The sequence below is a fragment of the bacterium genome, from assembly GCA_029210965.1.
Classification (GTDB): Bacteria; BMS3Abin14; BMS3Abin14; order BMS3Abin14; family BMS3Abin14; genus JALHUC01.
This window is the reverse complement of record JARGFZ010000012.1, coordinates 60030-79812: the sequence shown is the minus strand read 5'-3', so window position 1 is coordinate 79812 and position 19783 is coordinate 60030. Positions and strand designations below refer to the sequence as shown.

Here is a 19783-nt window from a genome sequence, read left to right as displayed (position 1 = left end):
CCTCATTCCGTACCCCAGAATGCACAGGGCCAAAGATGCCCACAAACAGTGCGAATAGAAGCAGGGTGTAAGCAAGGACTTCCGATGTCGGCAATAGACCAGTTTCCCGTTGACAGGACCGGCCTACTCATAGAAGAAGAGTCACAGAGGACACTGAGAAAGGCTTTATTCTTGGGGAAAGACTACCGGGCTCGGAAATTAGGAGAAAAAACGGAAGGCACCCCCTACCTTCGTCATTCCGGGCAGAGCCGTACAATAAGGCCCATTCCGAACTCTTCCCCTCCCTTGAGGGGAGGGGATCGAGGGGAGGGTGAAATAAACGCGAAGACCCGAAATCCAGAAAGGACCTGAAGGGCGGTCCTCGGGGTGCAGTTTCGCAGGTTTTCTCCTGCGTTCTACATTCTACATTCCAGCTTTTCCCCGATACCCCGACACGAGACTTTTCTCCCCCTCCCCGACCCACCGCCTTGCTTTTTCTCCGCGTCGCCGTGTCTCCGTGTCCGGCGTTTTTTCCTACAGGATCTCCAGAGACACCCTGTATTCTATGAATAGCTCCACATTGATGTCATCAACCTGGTTCACCTTGACAGGTCCCTCAAGCCCGCTGATCGTGATCTTCCCGGCCCCTTTCATCCTCTCCTTTGCGGCCTTGACATCAGCGCTGATCATCTCCAGGACCTTTCCTCTTAACTTTTCGGGATCCTCAACTGCCAGCCGGACAGCAAATGACTGAAACCTGGTTTTGGCCAGGGGGTCAAGGGCACGGAGGAGTTCAGCAAGTTCGATCCCTCCGGAAAAAATGTTGTCGTTATTATTTACAATAGGCAATAAAAGCTGCACCTGGGCCTGGGGCTCACTGCCGCCATAGGATCCCTTGAAGAGCCCTTCAGAACCTGGATAAAGATAGGCAGGTTCTTCATATAGAATAACCTGTTTTTTTCTCTCAATATATTCGATCAGATGCTTTTTACCTTCTTTGATACCCTTGAGCTTGGCCGAAAAATCCCGTTCATTGCTGGTGATCGTCACAGTCTGAGCGATATAGTCCGCCCGCATTTTGTACATGACCGCTACCGGCTTGTCGTAATTGTCTGAAAGAACCACCACGGATGGGCCGGCATGTGTTCCCAAAGGAATCATAAGAAGTAAAAGGGTAAACTTAAGGGTAAGTTTAAGAGTTCCCGGGAGTTTGATCATGTCTATCTCCAAGAGCGAAACGTGTGCTTTTGCGTTAGAAATAAAGGCCTCTCCAGGCTCCTGGCTCCTGGCTACTGACTCCTGCTTTTATTCAAAACCATTACCTTAAACACCTCCCCCATCCCTTCTTCGTGGATCAGGTTCTTTATCGTGAGCCAAAGGCCGGTGGCTTCCTTTTCAGGGAGTTTTTCCATGGTTTGTGCCAGCATCTCGAGGATGCCGCCTTTGATGAGGAAGGAGCTTTGGCTTGAGAAGGAGAGGAACTCGAATCCGCTATCCTGGCCCCAATCCCGGAGAAGGGAGAAGTTCACGTGGGCGGTGATGTCCTTCTCTCCAGGGGAATCGTAAGGGTCAGTGTCTACCTGGTGGCGGCGGTAGCAGCGCAGTGAGCCGGCCGGACGCCATGGGACAATAAGGTTCTCCGCAGGTTCGCCGTAGTCCAGGATAAGCAGTTGGCCCCGGTCAAGGACCCGGGCGATTCGGAAAAGCCAGGGCTGCCACAGATCGGATATTTCTGTACGGCATCCTTCCGGCAGGGTGTCCAGAGTTTCGGTAATTCGCCCCCCTGTTTCGGCTGGCGAAAGATTTTCCTTGAAACCGTCCTTGTCGTGATCTACGAACACTTCACTGACAATGTCTTCTGACCGTTCAAAGACCCTGAGAGGCAGGGCATCGAAAAACTCGTTTGCCAGGACCACCCCCTTGAATGGATCCAGACTGTCCAACTCATCGGGCTCCACCACCCGGACGGGGTCGTTTGTAAAGCGGGCCTCCAGGTCCCTGCGCCTTGGCCCGGCCTCCTCCACCAGGATCATGGACAGCGTGGGCTGATCCTTGCCCCAGTGGTCCAGGATGTCCCTGGCCAGCTGACCGTTTCCGGGACCCAGCTCCAGGACCGTAACCTTATCCAGGCCGGTATCGTTGGCCATCCGTTGGATCCAGGCTGCTAGGGTGCGGCCGAAAAGTGCGTGGACATGGGGGGCTGTGTAGAAATCCCCGGCGGGTCCGGTGGTCGGTTCCTGTCTCTGATAGTAACCAAGAAGTGGATGATACAGGCACAGTTCCATGTACCGCGAAAAGGGCATGGGCCCCTTTTCACTGATCTCCGCGGCAATGATCTGCTTGAGGTCTATTGTCTGGTCAGTCATGGCATCGTCATTGATAACCTCGCAAAAAGCCTCTTGGAGGTTTATTGAGGGCGGTCACGCCATCGGCGTGACTCCCCCTGAGCTTGCCGAAGGAGCGGAATGGATCCGTCCCACGCCGTAGGCGTGGCCCCCACCCAGTCCCTCCGGTGGCGGGACTGCTTGATGGACTGATTGGCAGTCCATCAAAAGTGGTTCAGGTTAGCGAGCAACACGTGGTATAACTCTACCTTGTTAGGGTAATGGGAAGCAATGGGATAAAATCCGTAATCCGTAATCCGTAATCCATAATCGGTCATGGGTTGTTCAGGGCTTTACGGATCACCGATCACCGATGACCATGTATCAAAGAGGGGAGCATACCATGAGTGAGATCGCTGATATCTACGCAAGGCAGGTCCTTGATTCCAGGGGCAACCCTACTGTGGAAGTGGACGTTTACCTGGAGAGCGGGGCTTTCGGAAGGGCCGCGGTGCCTTCAGGAGCCTCCACCGGCAAGCGGGAGGCTCTGGAACTCCGGGATGGCGACAAAAAGCGCTACCTCGGAAAAGGGGTGACCAAAGCCATTGAGGCTGTCAACGACAAGATCGCGCCCGCTCTCATTGCCTACGAGGCTTTGTCCCAGTCGGAGGTCGACCAGGTCATGATCGAACTGGACGGCACTGAGAACAAGGGGGACCTGGGTGCCAACGCCATCCTGGGAGTATCCATGGCTGTGTCCAGGGCCGCTGCCGACGAGCTGGGAATTCCCCTTTACCGCTATATTGGCGGACTCTCTGCCAACATACTCCCCGTTCCCATGATGAATATCATAAACGGAGGGGCACACGCCGACAGCGGCCTGGATATCCAGGAGTTTATGATCTTTCCCTGGGGATCAGACACCTTCACGGAATCCTTGAGGATGGGGACGGAGGTCTTTCACCATCTGAAAAAGATCTTGTCCGATATGGGCCATTCGACCTCAGTGGGAGATGAAGGTGGTTTTGCTCCCCGGCTGAACGGAAACCGAGCTGCTTTGGATGCTATCATGAAGGGGATCGAAGCTGCGGGGTATAGACCGGGCGAGGACGTTGCCATCTGTCTGGATTCCGCCGCGTCAGAGTTCTATCGTGATGGTAAATACCGCTTGTCTGCCGAGGGGGTTGAGTATTCAGCAGAAGAGATGGTGTCTTTTTACGAGGGCCTGGTCAACAAATACCCCATCGTATCCATTGAAGACGGCATGGCTGAGGACGACTGGGACGGATGGACACTCCTTACCGAAAGGCTTGGAGACAGGGTTCAGATCGTCGGAGACGATGTTTTTGTGACCAATATGCATATTCTCTCGGATGGGATCTCCAAGGGTGTGGCTAACTCCATCCTTATCAAACTGAACCAGATCGGCACCGTCACCGAGACCCTGGAGACGGTAAGGCTTGCCCGCCGTGCCGGGTATACATCGGTCATTTCCCATCGCTCCGGTGAGACCTGCGACACTTTTATTGCGGACCTGGCTGTGGCTACCGGCGCCGGGCAGATAAAAACAGGTGCTCCCAGCCGATCAGAGCGTGTTGCCAAATACAATCAGCTGCTGCGCATCGAAGAAGAGCTGGATGAGGATGCTTTCTTTCTGGGCCAGGGCTGTTTGCGGTACCCGGCAGTGGAAGACTGATGCGCTGATATTAGGATACCTGTCAGCGCAAGTATCGGGGTATGGGGGTATCGGGGTATCGGCGACAGATCAAAACATCAGGCGCACTGGATTTTCCCCCGATACTCCGACACACCGATACCCGGGCTCTCGCTGAAGATGCCCGTGGTTTGATAAATGATCAGCGAGAGCCGTTATGATTCCACTACGTGACAACGTCCCCTCCAGAACGATCCCCTTTGTGACCTATTTCCTCCTCGGGGCCAACGTTGTGATGTTCTTCATGGAGCTGTCCCTCGGTCCAAACCTGGAACGCTTCATTTACATCTTCGGCCTGGTTCCGCAGAAGGTTTTTTACGCTTTCTCCGAAGCACCGCAGCTGATCCCCTACGCTACCGTACCGTTCTTTACATCTATCTTCCTCCATGGAGGGTGGCTGCACCTGCTGGGAAACATGCTCTACCTCTACATATTCGGTGACAATGTGGAATCGGCCCTTGGTCATTTTCGCTACCTGATCTTTTATATTGGTTGTGGGGTGGCCGCTTCCGTTACCCACCTGCTGGCCAACCCGGCGAGTGACGTTCCCACCGTTGGGGCCAGCGGCGCCATCGCTGGTGTGCTTGGGGCCTACTTTCTTCTGTTTCCAAGGGCCAAGGTGGTTACCCTGGTGCCCATCTTCTTTTTCGTTACCTTCATAGAGGTTCCGGCCATCCTTTTCCTCGGCCTGTGGTTCCTCATCCAGTTCATGAGCGGCTCCATGTCCTATGGGAGCAGTGCTGCCGCGACTGGAGTGGCCTGGTGGGCCCATATTGGAGGGTTTGCTGTGGGGGTGGGGTACACGCTCCTCCGTTACAGGAGGATAAAAGGAGGAAGGGGGAGGGAGCAATAGGGGAAGAACACAGGACGTCCTTCGACTTAGCTAGGGACAGGCAGGACGCAGACCGCAAACAAGCGGTTTTGTGCACCAGTGCACCGGTGCACATGTGCACTGTCGTAATTTTGGGTCGATCCTAACCGTTCACGGTTCCCCGATTATATTCTTCCCTCTTTAGTATGCGCTCTTCCTGCGATATAATAGACTTTTTGAAGGGAGGTTCACCATGATGCTGAACGAATATCCAAAGGTAGTAGCGCTCAGAGACGGATCCGAAGTAACTTTGCGTCCTTTAGTGAAAGAGGACGAAGAGGCGCTGTACAAGTTCTTCAAGGGAATGAGTAAAGAGGACCGGCTCTATCTCAGGGATGATGTCGCGAACCGTGATGTCATACGCGGATGGATGAAAAACATCGACTACGAAAAGGTGTTGCCCATTCTGGCCTTTGATGGAGATACGGTAGTGGCAGACGCTACCCTGCACCGGAACCCCCACGGCTGGATGCGTCACGTAGGTGAGATCCGGATGTCTGTGGCAGGGAGTTTTCGTGGCAAGGGGCTCGCCCGGATCATCGCAGCCGAGATCTTTCAGCAGGCGGTCGGTTTGGGACTGGACAAGCTTATGGCTGAGATGCTCACTATCCAGAGCAACGCACAACGCGTGTTTACGCGGCTTGGGTTTAAGGAAGAGGCGATCCTGAAGGACCACGGCATGGACGCTACAGGCAAGAAACACGACCTTATAATAATGAGCAACGATGTGACCACACTCTGGGAAAATTGGGCCGAGTTTGCGGAATCGGTATCCGGAACCTGGCATATGGAACACTAGGGTGCCAGGACCCCTACAAACAGAAAAGCGGGGTTAGAGATGCTCCTTGATCGATATCCTCAAAAAGTAGCGTTGGAAGACGGCACCGAACTTGTCCTCAAGGCAATGAACAAACAGGATGAGCGGATCCTCATGGATTTTTTTGAAGATCTCTATGATTCGGACCGCCAGTACTTGCGCAACGATGTCTCCAACTACAGGGTCGTGCGCGAGTGGTTCAGCAACCTGAATTACAACAGGGTTTTTCCTCTGCTTGCTGTGCACGAAGGCCGGATCGTTGCCAACGCGACACTGCACAGGAAGCCTTTCGGATGGATGCGCCATGTCGGTGAGATCCGCATCGTGGTATCTCCCAGTTTCAGAAAAAAAGGGTTGGCCCGTATCATGTTCACGGAGATCATCCACACTGCGGAAGAGGCCGGCCTTGAAAAGTTGACCGCTGAAATGGCCGTAACACAAACTGGTGCCATCGACGTGTTCAGGAAAATGGGGTTCAAGGAAGAGGCGATCCTGAAGGACTATATCAGGGATGCCAAGGATGAAGTGCACGACTTGCTTGTTATGACCCTTGATATTGAGTGAGTGGAAACCGGAGGAACCGGCAGCATGAAGATCCGAACGCTGATACTATCAGGGACAATGATCTTTGCTTTTGGAGCTTGTGCTCCCACCTTTAACGTGACCCTGGGGAATATGCCTACCCAGAACCCGGGGGCAAAGATCGAAGCCGGCATGACGACGAAGGCTGAGATCGTTCAGATGTACGGCCAACCCGATTTCACGGGGGTTGACGAAGAAGGTCTCCCGAAATGGACCTGGACCCATATGGGGATCGAGGCCACCCCGGGCAAGGAAGCAACCATAACCTCTTTCTTCAACCTTGAGGTATCCTTTGATGGGGAGCTGGTAAGTTCCTATTCCTATTCACAGAAGGCGAAACAGGAATAGGAATAGGAATAGGAACAGTGTAGAGTGTAAAGTGTAGAGTGTAGAGAAGGCGTAAAGCAGGATTGGTTAATTTGCTTTTTATTCTCGACACTCTGCACCCTGCACTTTACACCCTGCACTGAACCATGTTCAGGAGGAACTGTTTATGATCGGCGGTCTCGGCATGCAGGAACTTCTCGTCATTCTCGCCATCGTCATGCTCCTTTTCGGCGGCAAGAAGCTGCCAGAGCTGGGAAAGGGGCTGGGCAAGGCCATCCGTGGGTTCAAGCAGGCTGAAGAGGAGACGGTGAAGGAGCTTAAAAGGGCTGCTGAAGGGGACCCTTCGACAAGCTCAGGGCAGGAGGATGAGGCGAAGGGCGACGGAGTGACTGAGCGAGAGAAGACCACGGAAGACGAGGCTGAAAAAGAGGAAGCCGACAAAGGGAAGGACAACCCGGCGACTTAGCGGGAAGATCTTTTAGAACAAACAAATACGATTCATGCAGGAGGCCTTTGCCTCCTTTTTTTATTCAGGGACAAGGTAAAAGTCAGGATGCAGAACGCACAATGCAGGAGAAAATCCTGGACTGAGCGACTGAGCGAAAGAACAAAGCAAAAGCATTAACGCAGGGTTGCGCAGGGCGACCAATCATGGTCGCACCTCAGAGGGCCGCTGTTAAAACCTTTAATTTGGGTTAAGCTGGTTACCATTAAGGCGATGTTTTTACCACAGGGTACACAGGGTTTCACAGGGTTAAATCTTCAATCTGGGGGGAGGGTGAAATAAACGCGAAGACCCGGAATCCAGTCAAAATATTTTCGTGAAGCTCCCTGCGTTCCCTGCCTGCCGAGGCGAAGCTTCAGCGAAGACTGGCGACACTACCTGATGCTACCTTTACCGCATTTATAGCAACCGTGCATTGTCTAGACCCTAGACACCAGACCCTAGACACTGCCTTTCAAAATTCCTTAAACACTTTCGCCAGGGACTCTCCCCCGATGTGCAGCTTCATCTCGCAGAAATACCCGAAGGGCGTCACGTGGACTTCGTAACCGGCTCCCTCCAGGCGCTCGGCGGCGCGGTCAAGGAGATCCCGGGCGTACTCAGGATCGGCCCGGCTTTCTGAAAGGTGAGAGAAAAAGTGCAGGACCGCCCTTTTTGTACCGAACTTGCCGGCCAGCCATTTAATGTTCTTGATGAGCTTGTCCAGGACCTTTTTCCCTTTGCCCGGGTCGCCCTCCTCCGCCTGGATGAGGGCAACTATGCAGTCCACAACTTCCCGCTCTTCTTCGATATCGGGAGCCTCAAGGATGCTTTTTTCATGGGTTTTGTAATAAAACAAAGGCATATGGAACAGCAGGAGTTTCATGGGGGATATTATACCGTGAACTGTGAACGGTGAACAGTAAACGGTTAAAATCGGTCCAAGGTCCAAGGTCCAAGGTCCAGGTTAAGTAATTGTACATGTGTACGAAACCGTTATTATCATTTTCTACGCTTCACGCTCCACTATTCACTATTCACGCATTTCCCATTCCCTGCTAAAATCCGATCTTTACCGGAGATCATCAACTTTTCCTGAAAGGAAAGTGTGCAATGCCCCGCAGAAAAGAAAAAGCAGTTGCCCAGATCCCCATGCCCGGCTACCGGGGTGATCTTGTCTATTCCTGCATCGGTTGCGGTAAAGAGTATCCCATAGAGGATTTCTACTACACTTGTCCCTCCTGCGGGTCGCTCCTGAGGCTTCACGATCGCTCCTTCGATGAACTGAAAAAGACATCCGGTTCCCAGTGGCGGGAGATCTTCGACAGGCGCAGGCAGTCCAACGAGGCGTCCATGTCCGGGATATTCCTGTTCCATGAGCTGATCATGCCTCTGGTCCCCCCCGAGGATGTGATCTACCTGGGTGAGGGACACACTCCCATGATCCGGGCCAACGACGACCTGGCCAGTTGGCTTGGCGCGCCGTTTTTTGTCAAGAACGATGGGCAGAACCCCTCTGCCAGTTTCAAGGATCGGGGGATGGCAAGCGCCATAAGCTATCTCAATCACATCATCATTAAAAAGGGGCTGGACCAGGTCCTGGGGATCTGCGCCAGCACAGGAGATACCTCCGCAGCGGCCGCACTTTATCTGTCTTACCTACCCAAGGGGCGTGTCAAATCGGTGGTACTTTTACCCCAGGGGAAGGTAACTCCTCAGCAGTTGTCGCAACCGTTGGGCTCGGGCGCCACTGTTATTGAGCTGCCCGGGGTGTTTGATGACTGCATGCGAGTGGTAGAGGAGTTGTCGGAAAACTATGAAGTGTTCCTTTTAAACAGCAAAAACCCCGTGCGTATCAACGGGCAAAAAAGTTATTCCTACGAGGTGGCGCAACAGCTGAACTGGGATACATCGGATCTTGTGGTCGTGGTACCTATTGGAAACGCGGGGAATATTACAGCGCTCATGGAAGGGTTCCTCGACCTGCATCGGCTCAAGATCATTGATGAGCTTCCCACTGTTGTGGGTGTGCAGAGCGATCATGCAGATCCGGTGTACAGGTGGTCCATGACAGGTGATTATCAGCCGGTGACCGTTATCCCCAGCGTAGCCCAGGCTGCCATGATCGGGGACCCCGTATCTTTTCCCAAGGTCCGCAAGCTTGTAGAGGAGAGATTCAAGAGCCGGTTTTTCATGGTCAGGGTCACCGAGCAGGAGATCATGGAGGGGATGCTCACAGCCAACCGCCACGGTCATGTTGTGTGCACCCAGGGCGGAGAGTCCATCGCGGGTCTGAAGAAAGCCATCGGCCTGGGTATCGTTGGCCCTGAGAACACTCTGGTTGTGGATTCCACTTCCCACCAGTTAAAATTCGCCGAATTCCAGAGGATGTACTTCGAGGACTCCTTCCCCTCGGAATATGAGATCAAAACCAGTGATTCCCTTAAGAATGTGCCCGTTTCCATGGATGGAAGCGTGGAAGATGTCGCAGAATATCTGGGGCTGAAGAAAAAGTAGAAAGTAACAAGTGCAAAATAGAAAGCGTTATACTCTACACTCTGCACCCTGCACTCTACACTTGACTTCTTCGGCCAGAAGAGTATCCACTTTCCTGCTTAGAGTCAGGTTAATAGTATTTTTGATCCCCCTTTTTCTTACTGGATTGTCGAAGCCTGTCATGGCCGAAGAAGTGGCGGTTCTCCTCCACGGTATCGCCAATATCCCCTTGTCCATGAAATACCTCGAGAACAGCCTCGAAAAGGCGGGCTACCAGGTCTACAACCTCGGTTACCCGAGCACAGAGGTGTCCATTGAGGCCGCGGCAGCAGGCATCCGCGAAAAGGTGGACGCTTTGGGTGAGGGCCATCGCATCAATTTCGTGGGCCACAGCATGGGAAACCTGGTCATCCGGATGGTGCTTGGGAAGGACCTCCCCGGGTTGGGCAGGGTCGTTATGATCGCTCCACCGAACAAGGGCTCATTCATGGCAGAGCGCCTGGAGCATCTGGGTATCTACAGATGGATCTTCGGGCCAGCCGGCCAGGAGCTGCCCACTGAAAATAAAGTTTTTTTTGAGAGCCTGCCTGTCCCGAAATGCGAGTTCGGGATCATCGCGGGCGGGCGGGGGGCGGAGGGCGGCTACAACCCCCTTCTCGAAGGGGACGATGACGGGACCGTTCGGGTGGAGGAGACGAAACTGCCCGGAGCTGCCGATTTCACCCTGGTGCACAACACCCACACGCTCATACTTTTTGATAACGAGACTGTAGAGCAGACGATATCGTTTCTTAAAACGGGCCGTTTTAAGAAACAGAAGGAGGAAGGAGGAAGGAAGAAGGAGGAATAGAACAATACCGAACACATGTTACACCGTTGCGTTTTTCTTCACCCTCCCTCCTTCATCCTCCATCTTTCCGGTATATACATTTACTCACTTTCTCAAAACCCTCTCCCTCCGGCATTGTCTCCGTCCTTCCAATGATCAGGTACCCTGGCGCCAGCAGGCACTCATGGATCCGGCCCAGGACCTTACGCTGAACCTCATCGGTGTTGTAGGTGAGGAGGGAATTCCTCAGGAGTATTAAATGAAATCGTCCCGGCGGGTCCATGGTGACAAGGTCGTGCTGACAGATCTCCACCAGATTACGAACCTCTTCATCCAGGGTCCAAAGCCCATCCTTTTCCTGGAACCAGCAATCCAGGAGGTGCCGGGGCACCTCCCGGATTGATCCCCACTTGTATGTCGAATTTCGGGCACGTTTCAGGGAACCTGTGTCTGTATCTGTCCCGAGGATTGAATACGGATGATCCAGGTGCCCAGATCTGCTGAGGTCGTTCAGGAGCATGGCCATGGAGAAGGGTTCCTCCCCTCCCGCGCACCCGGCGGACCAGACCCTCAGGGCCTTGTTCTCCTCCAGACTGTCCGCGGCCTTCGGGATCAATTTCCCCAGCTCCTCCCAGAGCCAGGAATTCCGGAAGAAGCGGGTGATGGTGAGCCTGAGGAAAGAGTCCAATATGGTTTGTTCGGCTTCGTCCCTGATGACAAACTGGGCGTATTTATCCAGTTCGCGGATTCGGAGGAACTCCATGCGTAACCGTACGCGGCGTCGAAAGTTGCGTCTGTCAAAACGCCTCCACCGATACCCCATTCCTGGAAGAACCGCCCTGAGGAAAGTCTGAAATTCGTCGGAATACACCTTTGTAATCGCTTTCATAAAAGAAGTTGTTTTCTGATGTCAATTATGTCATATTTTAACCGCAGTTGACAGTGCAGACAAGATAAGGAGGGGAAAATGCTTTTGGCTGTTATGGGTGACAGTCACGATAACCGTGACGCGTTCAAAGATGCTGTGAAGCTGTCGGTGGATAAGGGAGCAAAAACCCTCTTTCACACCGGCGACCTGATCTCGTCCTTCATGCTGGAAATTCTGTACGATTTTCCCGGCCGGATCTATCTTGTCAAAGGCAACAACGACGGTGATCCTCTCGCTGTTTCTCGTACTATTCCCCAGGAGTGCCCCCAGGTTAAGGAGTACGGTGGTTTCATCATTGTGGATTTCGATGAGTTCCGTGTGGCCATGACCCATTATCCGGAGAACGCCCGCGCCCACGCCATGGCCGGAGATTTTGACTTTGTGTTTTACGGCCACACTCACGAATATTCCGAGAAGATGGTGGGGGAAACCCTGCTGCTTAACCCCGGAGATATCATGGGGCTAAAGGAAGATCCATCCTTCTGCCTTGTGGAAAGCGATACGAAAGAGGTAAAGAGGCTCTTTATATAATGGTTTTCGGTAGCACTTGCGCAGCGGCCAGCTGGACCGGATAAATGTCACGCAAGGTCTATGTAGCTTTTGGGGATTCCATCACCGACGGATATGGTGTTCCCAGGGGCTTTGTTTCCTTTCTCACCGAGCAAATATCAATAATCCGACCTGATCTGAACCTGTTGACCATCAATGCCGGCATGAGCGGCGATACAAGCCAAGGGGGCCTGTACCGCCTGGGACGGGATGTCATCGAGCACCAGCCCGATCTGGTGACAATTAATTTCGGGGTCAACGACGCCTTCTCAGGAATATCTCCGGTTCAGTTCTCAGACAACCTTCGTAATATGGCATCCCGTTTATTGGGCGCCGGTTGCCACAGGCTTCTCATGCTCTCCTGCGAGGCGATCCCCGAAGATTGGGCGGAGAAGCAGGTCCTGCCCTACTGGGAAGCCATGAAGGTAGTGGCTGAGGAGGTGGGGTGTGTATACGCTGATGTTCACGGTCGATGGGTTGAGGAGATAAGGGGAGGTCGGTCTGAGAGCGATCTGATCATTTCAGGCGATCTGCACCCCAATGAAGAAGGGCACAGACTTATTGCTGATGCGGTATTTGAGGCGATGGAGAGTAGTGGATTTTTACAAGGGTTTTAATCGCAGAGGAAATATTAGTTCAGGCTAAACAACTTGTTCAAATAAAAACGACTAGAGTTAATTTACCACAGCGCAGCCATTTCCAGGCTGCTCCACAGGGTTTCGCAGGGTTAAAACTGAGATCCTGGGTTAAGACTTATTCTACGGACTCCATCCTGCAAGATCCTCACCCAGAACAAGCAGTACACCCACCCCTTTCAATTTATATTGTGTCCGGGTCAGGGTGCCAGGCCGGGCGAAAAGCAGTTTGATCTCTGTGGCCGGTGTGAGGTTTCCCTTGCTGTAATAGATGTAAGACCCCGTCCAGCTATCCCCGGTACCTTCCTCCACCACCGGTATCACATAGCCGGCCTTTTCAAGATGCCTGGCTACCTTTTCTCCAAGCCCTTTGACACCGCTGCGGTTTGATATCTGCACCAGGACATCTCCCTTGCCCGGTTTTACAACCGCGATGAGATCTCCACCGAGGACCCGTGGGGGTACCGGTATGGAGACCTTCTCTGGAGTCTCTTCAGCTGGTGTAGTCTTTTGTACGGTGGTTTCCCGGGCGGCTTTTTTCCGGCCTGGGAGCCACACCAGAGTAACCTGTGTCCTGAGGTCAGCGAAAGAATCGGCCAGGCCGCTCCCGATGCCGAGCCCCAAAGTGAGGCTGTCACTGGTCCGGTATTTGACACCAACAAGGGCGGTTGCATCCGTATTTTTTTCTTCCAGAGAGCCTTCGGAATGGGTGTGCGTGGAAGCAGAATACTCCAGAATACCTGTGATAACAGAAGATATCTCCCACCCCGCGTAGGCTCCGTAAAACAGGTCGCTGTCATCACCGGATTCCGATTCAAGATAGGACTGATAGCCCAGGTTAAGGCCGTAGTCCCAATCCGGGTAGGCGCCCGATACCGCAAAGGAAAGTTTCAGCAGGGTCGTGTCGAGAGTCAACGGGAAAGAGCCCCCCTGGGCTGCTGTGGGGAAACTTGCAAGAAGCTCGGCACCCACCCCTGTTTTTGAGCTCTTCCCGGTAAACCTGTACCTGGCGAAAGCCTTCAGATCCAGAAGGTCAGACTCGTTGAATTCAGGGTCACGAATGATGTAGGGAAATGTACCGCCAACTGTCAGCCGGTCGCCAAGGCCGTAGGCGCCGGTCACGGAGAGGATCACGTCCACATCATCGCCGTTGTCAGTGTTGCGGAGAAAGTCGGCTGAGGTACCTGCAGACCAGCGCCCCTTTTCTATTGCCTCCGGTTTCCAGACTTTGAAGACTTGCCCAGGGACAACAGGATCGATCGTGGCAAGGGGCTGAGAAGCACTGCCCTGGTAGGTGTATTTGGCTGAGGATGTGGAAGGTAAAATGAACAGGGAGGTCATTAGAACAAAGGCCGCTATCCTTTTGCCTGGCATGATCTCCCCTTCCTCATTTACATTGCTTTTCCAGCACACCTCGAAATGCTACAGGTCAACAGTAATGAAATCAAGTCAAAGTGTAGTAGTGTGCTGGAAACTCTGTTACGCATAAGGCTCTCCTGTTTTATCGATCTGCTGATCCTGCCCTGGCTCTATTTCCTTTTTTCTCTGTTTTAAAATGGCACCCTTGGGGTTGTACCTCCCGCCTTTGCGTAAAGCTATAGAGGACAGGCACATTCTCAGATTTATAGCACGCAACGATGATAAAATTGAGAAAATGAGTTCCGACCCCAGACACCCAAAACTCAACCCCTGACCCCAAGGATCTTCCCATAGTTGTTCGGCTGTTTCTATTATTCCGTTTGCTCCGGGAACAACCCTGGCATCCAACGTGATGCGAGTCTGGCAGGGAAGGCCAGCTGCAATGGAGCACGGGAGCTGCCAGATACGATGATCTCCCGGTCAAGGAGAGTAGAAGTTACCCTGCGGGCCTGCCGGTCACTGACACCGAGCAGCGTTGCAACTTCGCCTCGTGGCAGCTCCCCGCGATATAGAATGGCTTCAAGAACCTTCCCTGATTTAGGATGCAGCGCATCGATCCTGATTTCTTCCTCTGTCCAGATTAATATGCGATCCCGCAATTTTTGCGGCTGCACCAACCCTTCCATGAACGCTACCTGATCAATGCACGTTTTCAGAAAGAATTGTGAAAACTTTGCCAGAGCTTCCTCGCTAAGGTAACCTCGACCATCGAGATCGTTTCGACGTTCAGAATCGCAGGCGATCAACATACTCTTATACTCGGTGACGTTGCGCGCTAATCCTCTCGCGATGGACCACACGCCGCCCGTGTCCAGCGTTTCCAGCAATCTCGCATATGACATGAGACGTGCAACGCGCCCGTTGCCATCCATAAATGGGTGGATCCACAAAAGCCTGTGGTGGGCAGCCGGGACGGCTAAAATGCTGTCAGTCTTTCCGAGGTTTTTGTAAGCGTTTTCAAAGCGATTCAGAAATCGCGGAACGGCACCTGGGCTCACAGCAATATGTCCGCCAACGTTCACGTCTCGGTGGCGCAGTTCTCCCGGAGTGATTTTGACGCGTTCCTTCTTTTCAGGGTCTTCGACCCAGAGGAGTTCTTCAGGCAGATCTTCACAGAAACGGCGATGGGTCTCGCAAATTCCTTCCTTGCTTGATGAGCGAGCTTTAAGACCGCCTTCATCGATCCATTTTTGTACAGCGATATGAGCCTTTGCTTCAAGCTGTAGATTGCGTTTTACAAGCTCTGAACTGTAGTCTTCCTTCATTGCGCGTTCTATTTCCACCGGGTGTGTAACATGGCCTTCGATCAGATTGCTGTAATAACAGTTCATTGAGCGGACCAGCTTTGCCAACGCCGAATACACACCTTTGGGTAAACTGCGCCGAAATCCGGTCGATTTGGATGCGAGCTCAACCGCCAGATCCGTGAGATCTGTTCTGTGTCTGGAGTCCTCGCTAATGACAAGCGGCTCCATCAGGCCTACAGTTTCACCCCGGTCCGCGATTTCGTTGGTTTTGTCCGGTTTTTTGGCCGGTTTGCTGTCCGGTTTTGAATCCATAATAAATACTTTAATAACATAAATTTACACTGATTCACAATGTTTAATAAGCACTGCACATGTCCGCTTTTATGGCCACTTTATGTGCTTGGGAAATTTTGGGCTCAGGGAATTTTGGGGTCAGGGCAGGAAATCGTCAATTTCCATATAATACGGATAGGTATTGTTAAATTCCTATCCTGACCCCAAGGGGCCCCCAAGGGGCCTCAAGGGGCCTGTATAGACCAACCGCACAGATAAACGTACCGCCGTGTATCGGGATGTGAACCCGCAGCGGTGCCAGTAAAGACGGTTCTTCAAATTGATGGTGTGACCGACATAGAGTGAACGGTCAAAACAGCGCAGGATGTATACGTAAAAGGTCTGTGAAAGTGACATGCTGAATGAACAGCGAGAGGAGTGCCAAAAGGGCGAGAAATGGTTGATCGAGTGCCCCTGGACCCCTCGACTCTGCTCAGGGCAGGCGCTCCTATAAGCCAATAACAGGCGGGACAACTCGATTTCGCCAAGGGCGTGACTGGTGCCCTTCGCCTTTCAAACTCGGCCTGCCACGAGCAAATAAAAAGAACCCGCTTCATTTGAAGCGGGTTCTTTTTATGCATCGAGTGGTGGAGCTACGCGGGATCGAACCGCGGACCTCTTGACTGCCAGTCAAGCGCTCTCCCAGCTGAGCTACAGCCCCATGAAGAAAACGAACGTTCTATATACCCCCACCGGCTTTTGGTGTCAACCCGGCAAAAAAACCTGTCAGATAAAACCAGCCCGGTGGAATCGCACCCTGGCACTCTTAGCTGACACTCACACGTCTCCCTTGGTTTCCTCAGGTGTAGATTCGGCAGCAGCCGGTTTTTTGGCTGCCGGTTTTTTTGCAGCAGGAGCTTTCTTAGATGCTGCCTTTTTTGCGGCTGCAGGCTTTTTTGAAGACTTTTTGGGAGCGGCCTTCTTCGCGGAGGCCTTTTTTTCAGCCTTTTCCGTCTTCCTGGTCATCTCTTTTTCCAGGTCTTTGACCTCTTTGTCGATTCCCTTTATCTGGCGGAGGAGCTCTCCGGTGCCTGCCACAGTGAGGGACGAGTCCTTCTCGATCAGGTCCCAGTAGCGTTCGCCCAGCATCTTGAGAAGCTTTCCTCTCTTGAACTTGAGGGTTTCGATATCCACCCTGGTCTTGGCTGTGGCAGAGACCTTGGTGGCCTCTTCGGCTCCAAGAGAGGCGTATTCCACCACCTTGCCCCATATGTCACGGAAAAAATTCTCCACATCCTCTGTAACCATTTTTTTCTCTGCCTTTTTCTTCTCGGGCATACCTTACCTCCAGTTCTGTTAATGCGATCTTCATTCCTGCATTAAAAGAGTAACAATGGTATGGGTGGGTGTCAATGGAAGGGGCCTGTAACGTGGAGCGTGGTGCGTAGGGGGAATATTCAGCGTTATTTCGCTTTACGCTCTACGCTTCACTCTCCACGGTTTTTTCCACTTCTTTCCACGGCAGTGCAAAGGTTATAGTCGTACCTTCTCCTTCCGTACTCACAATATCCACGGTCCCTTTGTGACTGCGGACGATCCTCTGCACCGAAGCCAGCCCGACCCCGGTACCGGAAATATCTTCCACGCCAGGGACCCGTGTAAAGGGTCTGAATATGTTGGCGATATAATCAGCCGAAATGCCCATCCCGTTATCTGTGACCAGGAACCGATGGTTTATTTCATCCGCTGCTGTCACTTTTTCATAATCCACTGTGATCCGGGGCTCTTCCTGAGCACCTATGAATTTGAAGGAGTTGGAGAAGATGTTGGTAAACAGGTGCAGGAGATGGGTGTAATACCCCAAAAGCCGCGGCAGATGGTCAGGGATCTCGATAGTGAACCGCTGGGTATTCTGGTCCTGACCGGCCTCCTCGAGCGCCTCTTCGATAGCGACCCTGCTGTCCAATTCCTCAGGGGCCTCATCCTTCTGACTGATAGCAGTTTTAAATACTGCAAGGAGGTCGTCGAACCTCCTGGATGTCTCCTTTGTCTTCCGGAAGATCGTTTCAGCAAACGCAATGCGCTCTTCAGATTTCAGCTCCTCTCCTTTTTTGATCATCAGTGAGGCGTATCCCCCGATGGTGGCAAGAGGGCTGCGAAGGTCGTGGGATATGACTGAGAGAAGTTCTTCGAGATCCTGGTTCTGCAGGAGGAGTTGTTTGTTGCTCTCCTTAAGTTCCTCCAGAAGTCGGGCATTTTCGAGGTATATCCCGAGCTGTGACCCGAGAGTGAGAAGAAACTCCATGTCGGACTGATCCAGCTTGTGAGGTGCAGCGGTGGTGACCGACAGAACGCCGATGGCGCGTTCCTGGATCAGAAGGGGGACAAGTCCCAGGGACATGGACCCCTCCTGGTAGTGGATGGCCCGCGTCTCGGTTGACACATCCTCTATGAGGATGGATTTTTCCCCACGAACCACCTCTCCCTCAATGCAATCGTCCCAGCTGATAAGGGTATGAAGGCGCTGGGTCTCCTCCACAGGAAGGTTGTATCCTTCATGAAAAACAAGAGAATTGGTGTTGCTGTCTGACAGAAGAAAGAAAGCCGCCTTGATGGGCAGAATGTCTGCTATTGCCTGCATCGCCTCCCGTGCCAGGCGGCGGGTGTCCTGGTAAACCCCTATGCGGGCCGCAATGCTCGCCAGGGCCCCCAGACGGTGGTCGGGAGAGCTGAGGCTGTCCCGACCATTCTTGTAGTCGTTAGTGCCGCCTGATCTGTGGAAAGTCACCCGGCTCTTCTCCTCTGGATCATCAAGTTTAATAAAAGGCAGGACAACCTTTATTATCCTTTCAGCCAGCACCTCTGTAAAGGTACAATTCCAGAATAATCGATTTGAGATGTTTACACCTGCTGGATTTGCATCAGGATTGATGGTAGCTTTGTTTTCGTGACCCTATTTTTCCAAGGCAAGACTCAAACGCACTGACTGGAGATTCCAATGTTGAGATCGGTTTTCGGCCACGCTGTAATGCTAACCTTGTCTGTGGCTTTTCTGGCTGGTTGCGCGACACCCCTGCCCCCTACCTACGACACTGTCAGCAAGGGGAGGGTTCTTGACGGTCCTATCCTGGCTCTTGCGGGTGAAGGTGATGTGGTTGTTGCGGTGAATAACGACGGCCTGTTTGTGAAAAATGGCGATGGGCCCTGGGTGGGCCAGGAAGTGCCCGGGATACGTAAATGGAGTCAGGTCACCTGTCTGGCTGTTGATAAAGGGGTGATATATCTTGGGTCTGATGGTGAGGGTCTTCATATATTTTCCGATGGAACGTGGGAGGTTAAGATTAGCCGCTATGGGGGACTTCCCGATGATGGGGTGCTGAGCCTCGCCGTTGATGGCAGCGAGGATGGGCTTCCCGGTTCGACCCTGTGGATTGGCACCAGGAAGGGTGTCGCGGCCTACAGGGAAGGCAAATGGGTCGTCTACAGCCCTGATGGGGATTGGTTGGTTGCCATGACCGGGAAATCCGGATCAGGTGCGGGTAAGGTCTACGTTGGCCCGGGGTTCAAACTCGGAAGAAAGGGAGGGGATTCAGATCGATTTCGCCCGCCCGTATCGGCTATATCCGTAGGTTCGGACCGGATCGTTTTTGGGAACCGGAATTCCGGCCTGGCCGTCGTGAGAGAAAATGCCGTGGCCGCTTTCAAACTCGGGGAGGATCTGAAGTTTCAACACATCGTGGCAGTTGGGGATGTTATTTGGGCCGGAACAGATGTCGGGCTGTTGTGGGGGGGGCTCCAGGGCCGTGTTGAGGGCAAACCATGGCCCACCTTCCAGGGTTACACAGGATGGTCCGGAACCTTGTTCGGATCCAGGGATACCCGCGATTTTGAGTACCGATGGAAAATGGTAGGATACAATAAAGCAATGATATCGGGTTTGGAAAAAAGAGGGTCCGATCTCTGGGTGGCCCAGCGATCCGGGGAAGGGGTTAAACAGAGCCTCAGCAAATCTAATAGAGACCCATCAAAAGAGATTAATATGGATCCTATGACCGATATTCGCCGATATGTGGAAATTGATGAATACATTGCCCGAAAGCAGGCGGCTCAGCACGAGAGCTATGGGCTGGGCACCGACATCAGAGGCGAGCCTAGCGCCCTGTACGTAACTCTGGACAGTCGAAAGGTTTGGATCGGAACCACGAAGGGGTTGTGGGAGCTGGAACAATAATGAGAATTCCGCATTCCGAATTGAGCATTGAGGATTATATACAATGGATCTCTGTCCTCCAACAACAGTGCCCTTGAT

At 52.8% G+C, this 19783-nt stretch carries 20 protein-coding genes and 1 tRNA gene; 11 read left to right on the top strand and 10 right to left on the bottom strand.

All coding sequences use genetic code 11. The features are described 5' to 3' along the window. Positions 1-513: 513 nt before the first annotated feature. Positions 514-1197 carry a hypothetical protein gene (locus P1S59_07020; protein MDF1526002.1) on the bottom strand — a complete coding sequence of 228 codons (684 nt, stop codon included), beginning with the start codon at positions 1195-1197 and terminating at the stop codon, positions 514-516. Between the two features lie 71 nt (positions 1198-1268). Then, the gene (locus P1S59_07015) at positions 1269-2345 is read right to left on the bottom strand and encodes an SAM-dependent methyltransferase (GenBank protein ID MDF1526001.1); all 1077 of its coding nucleotides are present in this window, start codon (positions 2343-2345) and stop codon (positions 1269-1271) included. A 361-nt stretch (positions 2346-2706) separates the two neighbouring features. Here P1S59_07015 and eno point away from each other — a divergent pair, with 361 nt between their 5' ends. The 6 genes from eno (at position 2707) to tatA (ending at position 7080) form a co-directional block, all read left to right on the top strand. Then, positions 2707-3999, top strand: coding sequence for a phosphopyruvate hydratase (eno, locus tag P1S59_07010; GenBank protein ID MDF1526000.1), 1293 nt, complete (start codon positions 2707-2709; stop codon positions 3997-3999). Positions 4000-4174: 175 nt separating this feature from the next. Continuing rightward, the gene (locus P1S59_07005) at positions 4175-4870 is read left to right on the top strand and encodes a rhomboid family intramembrane serine protease (protein MDF1525999.1); all 696 of its coding nucleotides are present in this window, start codon (positions 4175-4177) and stop codon (positions 4868-4870) included. Between the two features lie 211 nt (positions 4871-5081). Further along, positions 5082-5687 (top strand): GNAT family N-acetyltransferase, encoded by a 606-nt coding sequence (locus P1S59_07000; GenBank protein ID MDF1525998.1) that lies wholly within the window; start codon positions 5082-5084, stop codon positions 5685-5687. A 39-nt stretch (positions 5688-5726) separates the two neighbouring features. Then, a complete protein-coding gene (locus tag P1S59_06995) occupies positions 5727-6269 on the top strand; it encodes a GNAT family N-acetyltransferase (protein ID MDF1525997.1) in 543 nt (180 codons plus the stop codon). A gap of 24 nt (positions 6270-6293) precedes the next feature. Next, positions 6294-6635, top strand: a complete 342-nt coding sequence (locus P1S59_06990) for a hypothetical protein (protein MDF1525996.1) — start codon at positions 6294-6296, stop codon at positions 6633-6635. Between the two features lie 145 nt (positions 6636-6780). Beyond that, positions 6781-7080 (top strand): twin-arginine translocase TatA/TatE family subunit, encoded by a 300-nt coding sequence (tatA, locus tag P1S59_06985; GenBank protein MDF1525995.1) that lies wholly within the window; start codon positions 6781-6783, stop codon positions 7078-7080. 493 nt (positions 7081-7573) lie between these two features. Here the strand turns inward: tatA and P1S59_06980 are convergent, their stop codons facing one another. Further along, positions 7574-8050, bottom strand: a complete 477-nt coding sequence (locus P1S59_06980) for a threonyl-tRNA synthetase editing domain-containing protein (protein MDF1525994.1) — start codon at positions 8048-8050, stop codon at positions 7574-7576. A gap of 161 nt (positions 8051-8211) precedes the next feature. On the opposite strand from P1S59_06980, the gene thrC reads away from it, so the two are divergent. Beyond that, positions 8212-9615: a threonine synthase gene (gene thrC, locus P1S59_06975; protein MDF1525993.1), complete on the top strand. Its 1404-nt coding sequence runs from the start codon at positions 8212-8214 to the stop codon at positions 9613-9615. A 160-nt stretch (positions 9616-9775) separates the two neighbouring features. Further along, positions 9776-10444, top strand: a complete 669-nt coding sequence (locus tag P1S59_06970; GenBank protein MDF1525992.1) for an alpha/beta hydrolase — start codon at positions 9776-9778, stop codon at positions 10442-10444. Positions 10445-10496: 52 nt separating this feature from the next. Here the strand turns inward: P1S59_06970 and P1S59_06965 are convergent, their stop codons facing one another. Further along, a complete protein-coding gene (locus tag P1S59_06965) occupies positions 10497-11312 on the bottom strand; it encodes a hypothetical protein (protein MDF1525991.1) in 816 nt (271 codons plus the stop codon). Between the two features lie 78 nt (positions 11313-11390). Between P1S59_06965 and P1S59_06960 the strand changes: the two genes are divergently transcribed. Both P1S59_06960 and P1S59_06955 read left to right on the top strand, forming a co-directional pair. After that, positions 11391-11882, top strand: coding sequence for a YfcE family phosphodiesterase (locus P1S59_06960; GenBank protein ID MDF1525990.1), 492 nt, complete (start codon positions 11391-11393; stop codon positions 11880-11882). Positions 11883-11926: 44 nt separating this feature from the next. Continuing rightward, positions 11927-12517, top strand: a complete 591-nt coding sequence (locus P1S59_06955; protein MDF1525989.1) for an SGNH/GDSL hydrolase family protein — start codon at positions 11927-11929, stop codon at positions 12515-12517. A gap of 141 nt (positions 12518-12658) precedes the next feature. Here the strand turns inward: P1S59_06955 and P1S59_06950 are convergent, their stop codons facing one another. The 6 genes from P1S59_06950 to P1S59_06925 all read right to left on the bottom strand — a co-directional run bounded on the left by P1S59_06950 (position 12659) and on the right by P1S59_06925 (position 18262). Continuing rightward, complete coding sequence (locus P1S59_06950) at positions 12659-13909, bottom strand: LytR C-terminal domain-containing protein (GenBank protein MDF1525988.1); 1251 nt, start codon at positions 13907-13909, stop codon at positions 12659-12661. A 356-nt stretch (positions 13910-14265) separates the two neighbouring features. Continuing rightward, complete coding sequence (locus tag P1S59_06945; GenBank protein MDF1525987.1) at positions 14266-15513, bottom strand: Fic family protein; 1248 nt, start codon at positions 15511-15513, stop codon at positions 14266-14268. Between the two features lie 174 nt (positions 15514-15687). After that, entirely contained in the window at positions 15688-15891 is a 204-nt protein-coding gene (locus P1S59_06940) for a GIY-YIG nuclease family protein (GenBank protein MDF1525986.1), read from the bottom strand. A gap of 228 nt (positions 15892-16119) precedes the next feature. After that, a tRNA-Ala gene (locus P1S59_06935) sits at positions 16120-16195 on the bottom strand. A gap of 116 nt (positions 16196-16311) precedes the next feature. Continuing rightward, the gene (locus P1S59_06930; GenBank protein MDF1525985.1) at positions 16312-16812 is read right to left on the bottom strand and encodes a hypothetical protein; all 501 of its coding nucleotides are present in this window, start codon (positions 16810-16812) and stop codon (positions 16312-16314) included. Positions 16813-16954: 142 nt separating this feature from the next. Next, positions 16955-18262: an ATP-binding protein gene (locus P1S59_06925; GenBank protein ID MDF1525984.1), complete on the bottom strand. Its 1308-nt coding sequence runs from the start codon at positions 18260-18262 to the stop codon at positions 16955-16957. A gap of 210 nt (positions 18263-18472) precedes the next feature. Between P1S59_06925 and P1S59_06920 the strand changes: the two genes are divergently transcribed. Then, the gene (locus tag P1S59_06920) at positions 18473-19705 is read left to right on the top strand and encodes a hypothetical protein (GenBank protein MDF1525983.1); all 1233 of its coding nucleotides are present in this window, start codon (positions 18473-18475) and stop codon (positions 19703-19705) included. Positions 19706-19783: the final 78 nt, after the last annotated feature.

What these genes read in the sequence shown, in the direction of transcription:
- P1S59_07020 (MDF1526002.1), bottom strand. Translation starts at nt 1,197, where the DNA reads ATGATCAAACTCCCGGGAACTCTTAAACTTACCCTTAAGTTTACCCTT.
- P1S59_07015 (MDF1526001.1), bottom strand. Translation starts at nt 2,345, where the DNA reads ATGACTGACCAGACAATAGACCTCAAGCAGATCATTGCCGCGGAGATC.
- eno (MDF1526000.1), top strand. Translation starts at nt 2,707, where the DNA reads ATGAGTGAGATCGCTGATATCTACGCAAGGCAGGTCCTTGATTCCAGG.
- P1S59_07005 (MDF1525999.1), top strand. Translation starts at nt 4,175, where the DNA reads ATGATTCCACTACGTGACAACGTCCCCTCCAGAACGATCCCCTTTGTG.
- P1S59_07000 (MDF1525998.1), top strand. Translation starts at nt 5,082, where the DNA reads ATGATGCTGAACGAATATCCAAAGGTAGTAGCGCTCAGAGACGGATCC.
- P1S59_06995 (MDF1525997.1), top strand. Translation starts at nt 5,727, where the DNA reads ATGCTCCTTGATCGATATCCTCAAAAAGTAGCGTTGGAAGACGGCACC.
- P1S59_06990 (MDF1525996.1), top strand. Translation starts at nt 6,294, where the DNA reads ATGAAGATCCGAACGCTGATACTATCAGGGACAATGATCTTTGCTTTT.
- tatA (MDF1525995.1), top strand. Translation starts at nt 6,781, where the DNA reads ATGATCGGCGGTCTCGGCATGCAGGAACTTCTCGTCATTCTCGCCATC.
- thrC (MDF1525993.1), top strand. Translation starts at nt 8,212, where the DNA reads ATGCCCCGCAGAAAAGAAAAAGCAGTTGCCCAGATCCCCATGCCCGGC.
- P1S59_06970 (MDF1525992.1), top strand. Translation starts at nt 9,776, where the DNA reads ATGGCCGAAGAAGTGGCGGTTCTCCTCCACGGTATCGCCAATATCCCC.
- P1S59_06965 (MDF1525991.1), bottom strand. Translation starts at nt 11,312, where the DNA reads ATGAAAGCGATTACAAAGGTGTATTCCGACGAATTTCAGACTTTCCTC.
- P1S59_06960 (MDF1525990.1), top strand. Translation starts at nt 11,391, where the DNA reads ATGCTTTTGGCTGTTATGGGTGACAGTCACGATAACCGTGACGCGTTC.
- P1S59_06955 (MDF1525989.1), top strand. Translation starts at nt 11,927, where the DNA reads ATGTCACGCAAGGTCTATGTAGCTTTTGGGGATTCCATCACCGACGGA.
- P1S59_06950 (MDF1525988.1), bottom strand. Translation starts at nt 13,909, where the DNA reads ATGCCAGGCAAAAGGATAGCGGCCTTTGTTCTAATGACCTCCCTGTTC.
- P1S59_06945 (MDF1525987.1), bottom strand. Translation starts at nt 15,513, where the DNA reads ATGGATTCAAAACCGGACAGCAAACCGGCCAAAAAACCGGACAAAACC.
- P1S59_06940 (MDF1525986.1), bottom strand. Translation starts at nt 15,891, where the DNA reads ATGTCACTTTCACAGACCTTTTACGTATACATCCTGCGCTGTTTTGAC.
- P1S59_06930 (MDF1525985.1), bottom strand. Translation starts at nt 16,812, where the DNA reads ATGCCCGAGAAGAAAAAGGCAGAGAAAAAAATGGTTACAGAGGATGTG.
- P1S59_06920 (MDF1525983.1), top strand. Translation starts at nt 18,473, where the DNA reads ATGTTGAGATCGGTTTTCGGCCACGCTGTAATGCTAACCTTGTCTGTG.